This window comes from Candidatus Pelagibacter sp. Uisw_092 (assembly GCF_047729545.1).
Classification (GTDB): domain Bacteria; phylum Pseudomonadota; class Alphaproteobacteria; order Pelagibacterales; family Pelagibacteraceae; genus Pelagibacter.
Genome location: NZ_CP159824.1, coordinates 23477 through 38567 on the forward strand (window position 1 = coordinate 23477; position 15091 = coordinate 38567).

At 31.2% G+C, this 15091-nt stretch carries 9 protein-coding genes; 7 read left to right on the forward strand and 2 right to left on the reverse strand.

Annotated features, from left to right (window positions below):
* Positions 1-50: 50 nt before the first annotated feature.
* The 4 genes from ABXT63_RS00125 to ABXT63_RS00140 all read left to right on the forward strand — a co-directional run bounded on the left by ABXT63_RS00125 (position 51) and on the right by ABXT63_RS00140 (position 6574).
* Positions 51-1238, forward strand: coding sequence for an acetyl-CoA C-acetyltransferase (locus tag ABXT63_RS00125; RefSeq protein ID WP_415320905.1), 1188 nt, complete (start codon positions 51-53; stop codon positions 1236-1238).
* Between the two features lie 130 nt (positions 1239-1368).
* Positions 1369-4407, forward strand: coding sequence for a pyruvate dehydrogenase (acetyl-transferring), homodimeric type (aceE, locus tag ABXT63_RS00130; protein WP_415320906.1), 3039 nt, complete (start codon positions 1369-1371; stop codon positions 4405-4407).
* A gap of 1 nt (position 4408) precedes the next feature.
* On the forward strand, positions 4409-5680 hold the full coding sequence (locus ABXT63_RS00135) for a 2-oxo acid dehydrogenase subunit E2 (protein ID WP_415321980.1): 1272 nt from the start codon (positions 4409-4411) through the stop codon (positions 5678-5680).
* 6 nt (positions 5681-5686) lie between these two features.
* Entirely contained in the window at positions 5687-6574 is an 888-nt protein-coding gene (locus ABXT63_RS00140) for a DMT family transporter (protein WP_415320907.1), read from the forward strand.
* Here ABXT63_RS00140 and ABXT63_RS00145 read toward each other — a convergent pair.
* The gene (locus ABXT63_RS00145) at positions 6571-7341 is read right to left on the reverse strand and encodes an undecaprenyl-diphosphate phosphatase (RefSeq protein ID WP_415320908.1); all 771 of its coding nucleotides are present in this window, start codon (positions 7339-7341) and stop codon (positions 6571-6573) included. The two genes, ABXT63_RS00140 and ABXT63_RS00145, sit on opposite strands and share 4 nt — an antisense overlap.
* Before the next feature lie 184 nt (positions 7342-7525).
* Between ABXT63_RS00145 and ABXT63_RS00150 the strand changes: the two genes are divergently transcribed.
* Genes ABXT63_RS00150 through ABXT63_RS00160 form a run of 3 tightly spaced genes read left to right on the forward strand, consistent with a single transcriptional unit; the run spans position 7526 to position 14347 of the window.
* Positions 7526-8965 (forward strand): NAD(P)-dependent oxidoreductase, encoded by a 1440-nt coding sequence (locus tag ABXT63_RS00150; protein WP_415320909.1) that lies wholly within the window; start codon positions 7526-7528, stop codon positions 8963-8965.
* The gene (gltB, locus tag ABXT63_RS00155; RefSeq protein WP_415320910.1) at positions 8965-13470 is read left to right on the forward strand and encodes a glutamate synthase large subunit; all 4506 of its coding nucleotides are present in this window, start codon (positions 8965-8967) and stop codon (positions 13468-13470) included. The genes ABXT63_RS00150 and gltB overlap by 1 nt, the downstream gene beginning before the upstream one ends.
* Position 13471: 1 nt before the next feature.
* Positions 13472-14347, forward strand: coding sequence for an NAD-dependent epimerase/dehydratase family protein (locus ABXT63_RS00160; protein WP_415320911.1), 876 nt, complete (start codon positions 13472-13474; stop codon positions 14345-14347).
* On the opposite strand, the gene ABXT63_RS00165 is transcribed toward ABXT63_RS00160, so the two are convergent.
* Positions 14318-15073 (reverse strand): alpha/beta hydrolase, encoded by a 756-nt coding sequence (locus ABXT63_RS00165; protein WP_415320912.1) that lies wholly within the window; start codon positions 15071-15073, stop codon positions 14318-14320. The genes ABXT63_RS00160 and ABXT63_RS00165 overlap by 30 nt on opposite strands.
* Positions 15074-15091: the final 18 nt, after the last annotated feature.

The window sequence follows — 15091 nt, forward strand, 5'->3', positions numbered from 1 at the left end:
TCAAAGTTTTTGATGTAATTTAAGTTATAAAATATTATGCTGTACTATCAATGAGCAAAAAATCAAATGATGTGGTTATTACAGCTGCATTAAGAACACCTATCGGCACATATAAAGGATCTTTAAAAGGTCTTAGTGCTGATAAACTAGGTGCACTAGCTATTAAAGAAGCTGTTTATAAATCAAAATTAAAATCAGACGATATTGATGAGGTAATTATGGGACACGTTCTCACTTCTGGTTTGGGGCAAAACCCAGCAAGACAAGCTTCTATTCATGCTGGAATTCCAGTTTCAAAACCTGCACATATAATTAATCAAGTATGTGGATCTGGATTAAGATCTGTAATTTCAGGCTATCAATCTATTAAACTAGGCGAAAATAAAATTATAGTCGCTGGCGGACAAGAAAATATGTCTAGAGCACCACATACAATATTTTATCGAGAAGATAAAAAATTAAATGAAAATAAATTGGTTGATACAATGGTCAATGATGGACTGATAGACTCATTTAATAATTATCACATGGGCGTTACAGCAGAAAATGTAGCAGAAAAATATCAAATTTCCAGAGATGAACAAGATATGTTCGCCTTAAATTCTCAAAAAAAAACACAAGACGCCATAAGTAATGATAAATTCAAAAACGAGTTAATTAAATTAAATATTAATACAGATGATAAAAATTTTATTTTTGAAAAAGATGAACATCCAAGAAGTAATTTAAACTTAGAGGATTTAAAGAAATTAAAAACTGTTTTTAAAGAAAATGGAACAGTTACGGCGGGTAATTCGTCAGGAATAAATGATGGTGCGGCAGCAACTATTTTAATGTCTAGAGAAGAGGCGGAACTTAGAGGTATAGAACCTTTAGCAAAAGTAGTCTCCTGGGCAACTTGTGGTGTTGAGCCTTCATTGATGGGACTAGGTCCAATTATGGCTGTTAATATAGCTTTAGAAAAAGCAGGATGGAAAATTGAAGATATTGATTTATTTGAAGTCAATGAAGCATTTGCAGCTCAAAGTATTGCTGTAATTAGAGATCTTAAAATTCCTAAAAAGATTGTGAATGTTAATGGTGGAGCAATTGCATTAGGACATCCAATTGGAGCTTCCGGAACCAGAATTTTAGTAACCCTAATTCATGAAATGATAAAACAAAATAAAAACAAAGGTTGCGCTACTCTCTGCATTGGTGGTGGAATGGGTATAGCCATGTGCATTGAAAGAAATTAATTTCTTATTTATTTGTTAATTTTTAAAGTTTTTTGTTCAATAAAAATACAGGTTTGCATAAAAAAACTTATTATTGTGCTAAAATAACATGAGATATAGTTTTTTTTAGGTGTATAAATCGATTTAAATAATGAGTGAAAAATTACTTGTCCCAGATATTGGTGAATTTGAAAAAGTTGAGGTTATTGAACTTTTAGTAAAAGTTGGAGATAAAATAAACTTAGATGATCCTATTGTTACTATTGAGAGTGATAAATCTAGTGTTGAAATTCCATCAACAGTCACTGGTAAGGTAGAATCTGTAAATATTAAAGTGGGTGATAAAGTTTCTAAAGGAGATTTATTGTTAAGTGTTGAGTCTTCAAAAGAAAGCCCTTCAGAAAAGCCAATTCCTAAAGATACAGAAAGTATTATTAAACAAGCAGAATCAGTTTTAAAAAGTGAAAAAAAAGAAGCGACCACTGAACAAAGTCCAGTTGTAGAAAAAAAACAAACAATAATTCAGGTTACAAATGACAATGATATTGATCCATTAGAAACTCAAGATTGGTTAGAGTCTTTATCTGCAGTTGTTGAAAAAGATGGAAATCAAAGAGCTCATTTTTTAATAAAAGAATTAATTAACAAAGCATATCGAGAGGGTGCAAATATTCCTTATACACAGCACACTCCTTACATTAATACAATCCCACCAGAGGCAGAAGTTAAGTCAAATGGCGATCAGAATATTGAAAGAAGAATTAGATCTTTAATTAGATGGAATGCAGCAGCCATGGTTGTTAGAGCAAACAAAAAATTTCCTGAATTAGGTGGCCATATAGGTACATTTGCATCAGCAGCAACGCTTTATGATGTAGGAATGAATCATTTTTGGAGAGCTAAGAATAATAAATTTGGTGGTGATTTAGTTTATTTTCAAGGTCACAGCGCACCAGGCATTTATGCTAGAGCATTTCTAGAAGGCAGATTGAATGAAAAACAATTAGATAGTTTTAGACAAGAAGTAAAACCAGGTGGACTTTCTTCATATCCACATCCTTGGTTGATGCCAAAGTTTTGGCAGTTTCCAACCGTATCAATGGGACTAGGGCCTATGCTTGCAATTTACCAGGCGAGATACATGAAATATTTAATTAACAGAGGATTAATCAAAGATGAAGGTAGAAAAGTTTGGGCATTTCTTGGTGATGGAGAAATGGATGAGCCTGAGTCTTTAGGTGCAATAGGATTAGCAGCTAGGGAAAAACTAGATAACTTAATATTTGTTGTAAACTGCAATCTTCAAAGATTAGATGGACCCGTCAGAGGTAATGGAAAAATCATTCAAGAGCTAGAAGGAAGTTTTAGAGGAGCTGGTTGGAATGTAATTAAAGTAATTTGGGGTTCTTACTGGGACTCGTTGATTGCTAATGATAAAACAGGTCACCTAGTTAAAACTATGAATGAAACTGTTGATGGTGAATACCAAGCAATGAAAGCTAGAGATGGAGCTTATGTTAGAGAAAAATTTTTTGGGAAATACCCAGAGACTCAAGAGCTAGTTTCTAGTTTATCAGATAAAGATATTTGGAGATTAAATAGAGGCGGTCATGATCCTCATAAAGTTTATGCAGCATACGACCGGGCATCAAAAAACCAAGGTAGCCCAACAGTTATAATCGCTAAAACCATTAAGGGCTATGGCATGGGAAAAACAGGTGAAAGTGTTAACACTACTCATCAAACCAAGAAATTAGACGTAGATGATTTACTATATTATAGAGATCGTTTTGATGTGCCTTTAACTGACGATCAAGTAAAAAATGTTGAGTATTTTAAGCCAGACGAAAAATCTCCAGAAATTAAATATATTAGAGAAAGAAGAATGAAACTTGGTGGTTCTTTGCCAGAGAGAACAACTTACTCTAAACCAATTAAAGCACCAGCAAAAGATATTTTTGATTTTATGAAAGTATCAACGGGTGAAAAAGAAATGTCTACAACCATGGCATTAGTTAGAATGTTTACAAATTTATTAAGAGACAAGAATGTTTCGCCAAGGTTAGTTCCAATCATACCTGATGAAGCAAGAACTTTTGGTATGGAAGGGTTTTTTCAAAAAATAGGAATATATGCACACGAAGGTCAAAAATATGAACCTGAAGATTCTGCACAATTAAGTTCTTACAGAGAAGATAAAAGTGGGCAAGTACTAGAAGAGGGAATTAATGAAGCTGGAGCAATGTCATCGTGGATAGCAGCTGCAACAGCTTACACAAATCATGATATTGAAATGATACCAATTTATATTTTTTACTCCATGTTTGGCTTTCAACGGGTAGGAGATCTTGCATGGGCTGCTGGAGACAGTCAGGCTAGAGGATTTTTAATTGGAGCAACAGCTGGAAGAACTACTTTAGCTGGTGAAGGACTACAGCACCAGGATGGACACAGTCACTTGATAGCCTCAACAATACCAAATTGTGTAACATATGACCCAACTTTTCATTATGAGTTAGCTGTTATTTTTAGAGAGGGTTTGAGAAGAATGCATGAAAAAAATGAGAATGTTTTTTATTATATTACAACCATGAATGAAAATTATTCACATCCAAGCATACCAAAAGATAAGAATTGTGAAGAAGGAATTCTTAAAGGAATGTATAAAATTAAAGAGCTCAACAAATATAAAAAAACTAAAATTCAACTTTTAGGTTCAGGCACAATATTGAGAGAAATGATGGCTGCAGCAGAAATCCTTCAAAATGAATATCAGATAGATAGTGAAATCTGGAGTGTCACTAGTTTTAACGAGTTGAGAAAAGATGGTATGGAAGTTGAGAGGTATAATCTCTTAAATCCTGATAAAGAACAAAAGGTTTCATTTGTAGAGCAGTGTTTAGGAAAAACCGAAGGACCAATTTTGGCAGCTTCAGATTATATGAGAATGAATTCTGATCAAATCAGACCTTATACTAATAAAAGTTTTTATTCTTTAGGTACAGATGGATATGGAAGAAGTGATACTAGAAAAAACCTTAGAAGATTTTTTGAAGTTGATAAAGAACATATTGTTACTTATGGACTTAGCGTACTAGCAAAAGAGCAACTAATAGCCTCAAAATATGCTAAAGAAGCTATAAAGAAGTATAATATTGATGGCAGCAAACCAATGCCAACAAAACTATAAGATGTCAGATAAAGAGATTAAAGTACCAAATATTGGCGAATTTAAAGACGTTGAGGTAATTGAGGTATTGGTTTCAAATGACCAGTCAGTTTCTAAAAATGATCCACTTATTACAATTGAGAGTGACAAATCTAGTGTTGAAATACCAGCTTCTTTTGATGGAAAGGTTAAGTCTGTTAAAATTAAAGTAGGAGATAGGGTTTCAGAAGGTGATTTGATATTAACTGTAGAGCAATCTGGAGAAGAAGAAAAGAGTATAGAGAAAAAAACTATTAAAGAAGCAAAACCAGTTACAAATCAAAATCAAGAAGAAAAAATTGAAAAAGTTATACAAACACAAAATTTAATAAAAAAAGGCAATTCAGAAGCTTCATCTGCAAGTCCAAAAGTACGTAAATTTGCTCGAGAGCTTGGGGTTAATATTAATGAGATAGTTGGCAGTGAAAGACAAGGAAGAATTGTAGAAGATGATGTAAAAATTTTTATATCCTCTAAAATTAATAAAACTTCAGATAAGACTCAAGCTCAACCTAAAAAAATTATTAGTGAATTTTCCCATTCTGATTTTGGAGAAATTGAAGTTAAAGATATGTCTAGGGTTAAAAAATTAGCCTCTACGTATTTAGTTAATTCTTGGACTACAATACCTCATGTAACAAATCATGATGAAGCAGATATAACTGAAATGGAAGATTTTAGAACTTCACTTACTGATATGTACACAGGAGAAAGAAAAAAAATTACTCCCTTAGCTTTTATTGTTAAAGCTTTAGTTGTATCTTTAAAAAAATTTCCTAGTTTCAACTCATCAATAGATGATATTGAAAATGGGAAAATAACAATGAAAAATTATTTTCATGTCGGAATTGCAGTCGACACACCACATGGTTTGATGGTGCCAAAAATTAGAAATGTTGACAATAAAAGTATTTCATATATTGGCAATGAATTGAAAACAGTAAGCGACCAATGTAAAAATTTAAAAATAGATAAGAAAGAATTCTTTGGAGGATCTATGACTATTACAAGTCTTGGAGGAATTGGAGGTTCATTTTTTACGCCAATAATAAATTATCCAGAAGTTGCTATACTAGGAGTTGGTAAAGCACAAAAAAAACAAATTTTTATTAATGGAAAATTTGAAACAAGAATAATGTTACCACTTTCATTATCATATGATCATAGAATAATTGATGGAGCTGAAGCGGCTAGATTTAATAATGATCTAAAAGAAAATTTAGGCAAAAATTTTGCTTATAAATTGGCTATATAGATTTTAATGTCAAAAACATCTTCATTATTTAGTGCTTTACTATGTACGTTCATATGGGGAACAACTTTTATTGCTCAAGATACGGGAATGGACGACATTGGTCCTTTTACTTTTAATGCTGTTAGGTTTTTTGTGGGTTTTTTAGCAGTAGCCCCTTTAGCTTTTATTTTTGAAAGAAAAAATATCTTAAAATCAGTACAAATAAATCCAAAAGAATTTACCAACTTAGCTCTTTTAATAGGCCTATCTTTATTCTTGGGATCAGCACTTCAACAAGTGGCTTTACTCTATACAGATGTTGCTAATGCAGCATTCTTTACTATTTTCTATGTACCAATGGTCCCGTTTATAATTTTTTTTATGTATAAAAAACCAATCCATTGGAGTATTTGGCCTTCAGTTCTTTTTTGTGTGATAGGAGGCTATTTATTAACTAATTTTTACAGCACAACAGTTAGAACTGGAGATGCGCTTATAATAATAGGGGCATTTTTCTGGAGTACACACATTATCTTTACTGGTAAAATTATAGAAAACTATAACCTTCCATTAACAATTGGTGCAATTCAAACTTTAATTGTTGCCTTTTTATCATTAATTATAGGGTTAATTTTTGAAGACTTTATTTGGTCTAATATTCTTAAAGAAAAATTTCAAATCTTATACGCTGGAGTTTTATCTGGAGGTATTGCATTTGTTTTACAAATATATGCCCAAAAAAATATATCTCCTGCTCCATCAGCAATAATTTTTTCTTTAGAGGGTGTTTTTGCAACAATCGCTGCTTGGATTTTATTAGATCAAATTTTAGATATAAATAATCTGTTTGGATGTTTATTTATTTTATTTGGTGTTTTATTTTCACAATTAGCACCAATATTCAAAAAAAATTAATTATATATTATCATAAATAAAATTATTGAAATAATAATCCTGTAAATTACAAAAACATTTAAAGAAAATTTATTTATGTAGTCTAAGAAAAACTTAATTGTAAAATAAGAAATTAAAAAAGAAAGAGTGATTGATATTAGTACAAGGTAGTTAAGCTCAAAGCTTTGGCTAATAGCATTTTTTAATTGTAGTACACTTGCCCCAGCTATTGCAGGTATAGCTAGTAAAAAAGAAATTTTGCTTGAATCAAATCTATTAAATCTAAAAAGCCTTGCAGCTGTTATTGTAATTCCTGCCCTGCTCACACCTGGTATTAAAGCAAGTATTTGAAACAAACCGATATATAGTATTATTTTAAAATTTAGGTTGGAGGATATTTTTTTATCAAATTTACTTTTGTCTGCGAGATATAAAATAATTCCAAAAATTAATGTCGTCCAAGCAATTATCTTTAAGTTATTTTCTAATAGACTAACTAGACCCGTGGAGCTGATTATGTACCCAGCTATTACAATTGGTATAGAGCCAATAATTAATAAAGATAATAATTTTTGATTATTTCTAAGGTCTAGTAGCTCTCTTCTAAAATAAAAGATTATTGCTAGTAAAGAGCCAAGATGGAGACTAACGTCAATCATTAGTGAGGTAGAATTAAACTCAAAGATTATTTCAACAATGTTTAAATGAGCCGATGAACTGATAGGCAAAAATTCTGATATGCCCTGAACTATTGATAGGATTATAATTTCAATAATATTTGAGAACATTTAAAGCTTCGTAACTTAAATATTCGATGATTTAAACAATTCCATTTAAACATATTAGATATGCAAAAATTAAAATACAAAGAATTAACAGTATTTATTGTAAATTTAAGGTCATATATACTGACCTTTTTTATCTTTTATTACACAAAACCTTATTATATGATTAGTCTATTAAAGATTATATATGTCAGAAAAAATGCTTAAATTTGTTAAAATAGGTCAACAAACTCCACCTAAAAGAGAAGTTGGCAACAGAAAAGAAGATTTTAACGAAATTTATAAAGAGTTTATTAACGAAAAGGCAGGCGAACAATCTAGCAGATGCTCACAATGTGGAGTTCCTTTTTGTCAGGTACATTGTCCATTAAGTAATAATATTCCAGATTGGCTGAAATTAACTGCAGAGGGACGATTAAAAGAGGCTTACGAATTATCTCAAAGCACTAACAACATGCCAGAGGTGTGTGGAAGAATATGTCCACAAGATAGATTGTGTGAAGGAAATTGTGTAATCGAACAATCAGGTCATGGAACTGTAACCATAGGTTCAGTTGAAAAATATATCACTGATAATGCTTGGGAACAAGGATGGGTCAATCCAATAAAAGTTAAAAACGAAAAGAGTCAAAGTATTGGAATTATAGGTGCTGGTCCAGCTGGTCTTGCTGCTGCAGAGCAGTTACGTAAGTTAGGTTATCAAATTACTGTATATGATCGATATGATAGAGCTGGTGGTTTAATGATTTATGGGATCCCAAATTTTAAATTAGAAAAATTTGTTGTAGAAAGAAGAACAAAATTATTAGAAGAGGGTGGAATTAAATTTGTTCAAAATTTTGAAGTTGGAAAAGATGCAACATTAGAGCAATTAAGAAAAAAACATGACTCTCTTTTAATTGCAACTGGAGTTTATAAAGCTCGAGAAATAGATCTACCAGGAAAAGATTTAGGAAATATTTTTCCGGCTATGGAATTTTTAACAGCTTCAAATAAAAAAGGATTAGGAGATAAGGTAGAGTTATTTGATGATGGAACCTTAAATGCCGAAGGAAAAAATATTGTTGTAATTGGAGGAGGTGACACTGCAATGGATTGTGTTAGGACTTCAATCAGACAAAAAGCAAAATCAGTTAAATGCCTTTATAGAAGAGACAAAGAAAATATGCCTGGATCTGCTAGAGAGGTAGCTAATGCAGAGGAAGAGGGGGTAGAGTTTGTATGGTTATCTAGCCCTAAAGAATTTGTTGGAACAAATAAAGTTGAAGGTTTGGTGGTGGATAAAATTAAACTTGGTGAACCTGATGACAGTGGTAGACGTAAACCAGAAATCCAGAATGATTCTCACTTTAATATTAAAGCAGATATAGTAATCAAGGCTCTTGGCTTTGATCCTGAAAATTTACCAAAACTATTTAGCTCTGAAGATCTACAAGTTACTAAGTGGGGAACATTAAAAACTAATTTTGATACAATGGAGACAAATTTACCAGGTGTCTTTGCAGCGGGAGACATTATTAGAGGCGCATCTTTAGTTGTCTGGGCTATAAAAGATGGAAGAGACGTAGCAGTATCAATAAAAAATTTTTTAGAGAGTAAAGAACTTAGTAAAGAGAAGGTTGCTTAATGAAAAATTATAAAAAAAATCTTAAAATTCTTGAAGAAGGCCATGTTTATACAAAAGAAATGGAACATGACGCTTGTGGAGTAGGATTGATTGCTTCTACAGAGGGTAAAAAATCGAGGAAAGTAGTAGAATATGGAATTAATGCCTTAAAAGCAGTTTGGCATAGAGGAGCCGTTGATGCTGATGGAAAAACAGGTGATGGAGCTGGAATCCATTTGGAAATTCCTTCAGATTTCTTTGCTGAAAAAATAGAAATCACAGGTCATGATCATGATGGTTCAGAAATTTGTGTAGGTATGATTTTTTTACCTAGAAATAATTATCAATCACAAGAAAATGCAAGAACTTTAATTGAAAGTGAGTTAACAAAAAGTAATTTTAGTATTTATGGATGGAGACAGGTTCCAGTAAATCCAAAAGTTTTAGGTGAAAAAGCAAATCATACGAGACCAGAAATCACTCAAGTTCTATTCAAACATAATAATAAAGATTTAACAGAAAAAGAGTTAGAAAGAAAAATTTATGAATCCAGAAGAAAAATTGAAAAAGAAGCTATTAAAGATGCGATAGAAGGTTTTTATATTTGTTCACTAAGTTCTAAGTCAGTTATTTATAAGGGAATGTTTTTAGCAGAGTCTATTGCAGACTTTTATTTAGATTTAAAAGATGAGAGATTTATATCCAGATTTGCAATATTTCATCAAAGGTTTTCAACAAACACTGCGCCAAGCTGGGACCTGGCACAACCTTTCAGAGCATTAGCTCATAATGGTGAAATAAATACATTCAAAGGAAATACAAACTGGATGAAAGTTCATGAGCAAGAAATGGACAGCCCTTTATTTGATAACATGGAAAATTTAAAACCAGTTATACAACCAGGATCATCAGACTCTGCTGCACTAGATAGTGTTTTTGAACTTTTAAATATTTCTGGCCAATCAGCGCCTCTTGCAAAGTTAATGTTAATTCCAGATGCATGGTCTAAAAAAAGCCAAACATTATCAAAAGATCATCAACAATTATTTAATTTTTTAAATAGTACAATGGAGCCATGGGATGGACCAGCTGCTATTGCAGCTACCGATAATGAATGGGCGATTGTAGCTGCTGATAGAAATGGGTTACGCCCAATGAGATATACTATTTCAAAAGACAAAATATTGTGTGCAGGATCAGAAACGGGAATGGTTGAAATTGATGAGAAGCAAATTCTTAAAAAAGGTAGATTAGGACCTGGAGAAATTCTTGGAGTTAGAATAGCCAAAGGCAAAGTATTTTCTAATGTTGAAATAAAAGATTATCTAGCAAAAGAATTTAAACATTTTAACAATCAAATAATTGATTTAGAAAAAAAATTCTCAATAAAGAATGAAAAATCTACTTTTTCAGGTGATGAACTAAAAAAAAGACAACATACATTTGGTTATAGTTTAGAAGATTTAGAACTTATTCTTCATCCCATGGCAGAAGACGCAAAAGAGGCCATTGGCTCTATGGGTGATGACACTCCACTTGCCGTATTGTCTGACCGTTATAGACCGCTTTACCATTTTTTTAGACAGAACTTTAGTCAAGTTACTAATCCACCAATTGATTCCTTAAGAGAAAATAAGGTTATGAGTTTAAAAACTCGTTTTGGTAATCTTGGAAACATTTTAGATTTTACTAATTTAACAGAAGAAAACATATATGTTTTAGACAGTCCCATATTATCAAATTCTCAATTAGAAAAATTTACTAATTTTTTTGGTGAAAAATCAATAATAATTGATTGTACTTTTGGTAAAAATGAAAATCTTGAAACCTCTATTGAGAGAATTAGAAAAGAATCTGAAATTGCAGTTAGACAAGGTCTTACTCAATTAATCTTAAGTGATAAAAATATTTCTGAAAAAAGATTACCAATTCCTATGCTGTTAAGTGTCGGTGCAATAAACACTTATCTTATTAAAAAAAAATTAAGAGGTTATGCATCAATCAATGCTCAAACTGGGGAAGCATTAGACACACATTCATTTGCAACACTTATAGGTGTTGGAGCTACAACTGTTAATCCTTATTTAGCACTGGATAGTTTATATCAAAGATTTGAAAAAAAACTATTTGGAAAGTTTGGGTACGATGAATGCATAGAGAGATATATACAATCAGTAAATTATGGGCTTCTGAAAATAATGTCAAAAATGGGAATTTCGGTCATTAGTTCTTATAGAGGTGGATGTAATTTTGAAACAGTTGGTTTGAGTAGAACAGTAGCATCAGAGTATTTTCCGGGAATTTTATCAAAAATTTCAGGCATAGGTTTAAATGGAATAGAAAAAAAATTAAGAACTATTCACAAAGAGGCATTTGAAGGAACAGATACGGTTTTACCGATCGGGGGAATTTATAGATATAGAAAGAATGGTGAAACTCATCAATATCAAGGTAAGCTTATTCATCTTTTACAAAGTGCAGTTTCGTCAAATTCTTTTGAAGCTTATAAAAAATATGTAGAAGGTATTTATAATCTTCCGCCTATACATCTTAGAGATTTGATTGGATTTAGAGATAGAAATTTAAACCCATCTTTAGATATTTCAGAAGTAGAACCAATTGAAAATATTTTAACAAGATTTGGGAGTGGAAGTATGTCTCATGGTGCATTATCGAAAGAAGCACACGAAACTTTAGCCATAGGAATGAATAGAATTAAAGGAGCCTCTTGTAGTGGTGAAGGGGGTGAGGATGAAAAAAGATTTATTAAGATGGAAAACGGTGACAGCGCTAACTCTAGAGTTAAGCAAATAGCCTCAGCAAGATTTGGAGTAACACTTAAATATCTAAATAACTGTAACGAAATAGAGATTAAAATTGCACAAGGGGCAAAACCTGGTGAGGGAGGTCAATTACCAGGGTTTAAAGTCACAGAAGAAATTGCTAAATTAAGACATTCGACACCGGGTGTAACTCTAATATCGCCACCACCTCACCATGATATTTATTCTATCGAGGATCTAGCTCAATTAATTTATGATCTTAAACAAGCAAATCCAAAAGCAAGAGTTGGAGTAAAATTAGTAGCATCATCTGGTATAGGAACAATTGCAGCTGGTGTAGCTAAAGCTAAAGCAGATATAATTTTAATTTCTGGACATAATGGAGGAACAGGAGCAACACCGCAAACAAGTGTTAAATATGTTGGGATACCTTGGGAGATGGGTTTAACTGAGGCTAATCAAGTTTTAACTTTAAATAATTTGAGACATAAAGTTACCCTAAGAACAGATGGTGGAATTAAAACAGGAAGAGATGTTGTTATTGCAGCTATGATGGGGGCTGAAGAATATGGAGTAGCAACTACAGCTTTAGTGGCTATGGGATGTATAATGGTTAGACAGTGTCATTCAAACACATGTCCAGTTGGAGTTTGTACTCAAGATGAAAAACTAAGAGAAAAATTTTCTGGTACGCCAGAAAAAGTAGTTAACTTATTTAAATTCATAGCTGAGGAAGTAAGAGAAATTTTAGCACAAATAGGCTTTAAATCACTAAATGAAATAATTGGTAGGACTGATTTATTAAGACAGGTAAGCAAAGCCTCACCAAACTTAGACGATTTAGACCTAAATCCTTTATTTGTTCAAACAGATGCTGGTGAGAACACGAGATACTGCAAAGTTCCAGAAATAAATTCTGTTCCAGATACTTTAGATCAAGAAATTTTACCTGAAATTAAAGAACAAATTGGAAAAGTAAAAATTATTGAAAAAGAATATATTATTAAAAATACTCATAGGACGGTTGGTACAAGAATTTCTAATCATCTTTATGAAAAATATGGATCTGAAAAATTAGAAGATGGCTTTTTATCTTTAAAATTTAAAGGATCAGCAGGACAATCATTTGGAGCATTTGGAATCAAAGGTTTAAAACTTATTTTAAAAGGTGATGCTAATGATTATGTTGGTAAAGGTTTGTCAGGAGCAACAGTGGTAATTAAACTTCCAGATGAAAGTAATTTGGTTTCAGATGAGAATACCATAATAGGAAATACAGTTTTGTATGGAGCAACATCTGGAAAACTTTTTGCAGCTGGTCAAGCTGGAGAAAGGTATGCCGTAAGAAATTCAGGATCAATTTCAGTTATTGAAGGCTGTGATTCTAATGCTTGTGAATATATGACTGGTGGTACGGTTGTAGTTTTGGGTGATGTAGGAGACAATTTTGGAGCTGGAATGACAGGTGGAATGGCGTTTATTTACGATATAAACAAGAAATTTGACAAAAAAGTAAACCCAGAGACTGTAGTATGGCAAACACCAGAAACGGATCATTGGATAGCTTATTTAAAAAATTTAGTTCAAGAGCATCACCAGGAGACGAATTCAGATTTTTCTAAAAAGATAATAGAAAATTTTGATAAGGAAATTTCTAATTTTATTCAAGTTTGTCCAAAAGAAATGATTGATAAGTTAAAAAACCCAATAAGTTTAAGATCCATTATAAAAGAAGTTAGTTAAAATGAAGGATATAAGCATTTTTTGTTTTGGTTTTGGCCAAGTAGCAAAAAATTTTATAAAGAAGCTTAATACTGAGCAATATAATATTAACTTGTCAGCAACGTCAAGAAGTGAGTCTTCAAAAAAAATATTCAATGGTATTAATTATAATAGCTATCTATTTAATAGTGATAAATTTGATCAAAATTTAGTTGTAAAATTAAAAGAAGCAGATCATATTTTAGTTTCTATACCACCAGAAAATCAAGAGGACTTAGTTGTAAAAAACTTTTCTAAATTTATAGAAAACTCTAAAGTAAAGTGGATAACCTATCTATCTGCTACAAGTGTCTATGGCGATCATAAGGGAGAATGGGTTAATGAAAATAGCAAAACAAACCCAATCTCAAATAATGGTATTGCAAGATTAAAAGCTGAAAATTCATGGGTTTCTTTAGAAAAAAATAATAAAATACCAGTTCAGATATTTAGGTTATCTGGAATTTATTCTAATGAAAAAAATATTTTAATACGCTTAAAATCAGGAGAAGTAAAATTGATCAATAAAAAGAATCATTATTTTTCTAGAATTCATGTGGATGATATTTCAAATATATTATTTAAATCTTTATCAAAATTTAAGTCTGGAGAAATATATAATCTATCTGATGATAAACCTTCTTCATCTGAAGATGTTACTTTATTTGGAGCAAAAATGTTAAATATTGAAAATATCAAAAAAATTGAAGTTAGCCAAATTAAAAGTGAAATGCTAAAAAATTTTTATAATGAGTCGAAGAAAGTTAACAACAAAAAGATGAAAAGTTATTTTAACTACAATTTAAAATTTCCAAGCTATATCCAGGGATTAAACCATATTAGAAATAATTTTATCTAGCTCTAAGAGTATTCTTTTTAGACCTTGTTTACTTGATAAGCTGTGATCACCATTTTTTATTATTACTAATTTTTTATTAGCTTTTGTAAATAACTTAAGAACTTTTCTGGAATAACTTGTTGGAACAACCTCATCTTTACCTCCATGAATCATAGTTACATCGATGTTGGATTTAATTTTTTTATTTAAAATTTTATTTTTTCTACCATCTTTTATTAATTGATAGGTGATTGGATATTCATAATTGCCGTGTTTTAAATTATAAATCCCTTTCTTTATAGTTTCGTTCTTCATTTTTTTTGTAAACTTTTTCCACATTAAGTTTTGTAAAAACTCAGGAGCTGAACCAATTCCTAAAAAACCTTTAATTTGATCTTTAAAATATTTAAACTGATTTAAGGATAGCCACGCACCCATACTTGAACCCACCAAAATAAAGTTATTTTTTTTAACTATCTTCTTAATTACTATTTCAACTTCTTTTGACCATTTAGTAATATTTCCCTTAGTAAATTTTCCTGATGATTTTCCGTGGCCAGAGTATTCAAGAGCAAGAAAACCTAGTTTATTTTTTTTTGCATATTTGAAGATAGCTGTAGGTTTCTCCCCTTTAATATCTGACATAAATCCATGAAGAAAAACTATATAAAGATTATCTTTAAAATCATTACTTATATATCTAATTTTCTTATAATTTGATATTTTTAGGTATTTAAATTTACTCATAAAAGTTTATTAGAATTA

Excerpts from the sequence above, each read along its gene's own strand:
- aceE (WP_415320906.1), top strand. The coding sequence starts at position 1,369 with ATGAGTGAAAAATTACTTGTCCCAGATATTGGTGAATTTGAAAAAGTT.
- ABXT63_RS00145 (WP_415320908.1), bottom strand. The coding sequence starts at position 7,341 with ATGTTCTCAAATATTATTGAAATTATAATCCTATCAATAGTTCAGGGC.
- gltB (WP_415320910.1), top strand. The coding sequence starts at position 8,965 with ATGAAAAATTATAAAAAAAATCTTAAAATTCTTGAAGAAGGCCATGTT.
- ABXT63_RS00140 (WP_415320907.1), top strand. The coding sequence starts at position 5,687 with ATGTCAAAAACATCTTCATTATTTAGTGCTTTACTATGTACGTTCATA.
- ABXT63_RS00165 (WP_415320912.1), bottom strand. The coding sequence starts at position 15,073 with ATGAGTAAATTTAAATACCTAAAAATATCAAATTATAAGAAAATTAGA.
- ABXT63_RS00160 (WP_415320911.1), top strand. The coding sequence starts at position 13,472 with ATGAAGGATATAAGCATTTTTTGTTTTGGTTTTGGCCAAGTAGCAAAA.
- ABXT63_RS00135 (WP_415321980.1), top strand. The coding sequence starts at position 4,409 with ATGTCAGATAAAGAGATTAAAGTACCAAATATTGGCGAATTTAAAGAC.
- ABXT63_RS00125 (WP_415320905.1), top strand. The coding sequence starts at position 51 with ATGAGCAAAAAATCAAATGATGTGGTTATTACAGCTGCATTAAGAACA.
- ABXT63_RS00150 (WP_415320909.1), top strand. The coding sequence starts at position 7,526 with ATGTCAGAAAAAATGCTTAAATTTGTTAAAATAGGTCAACAAACTCCA.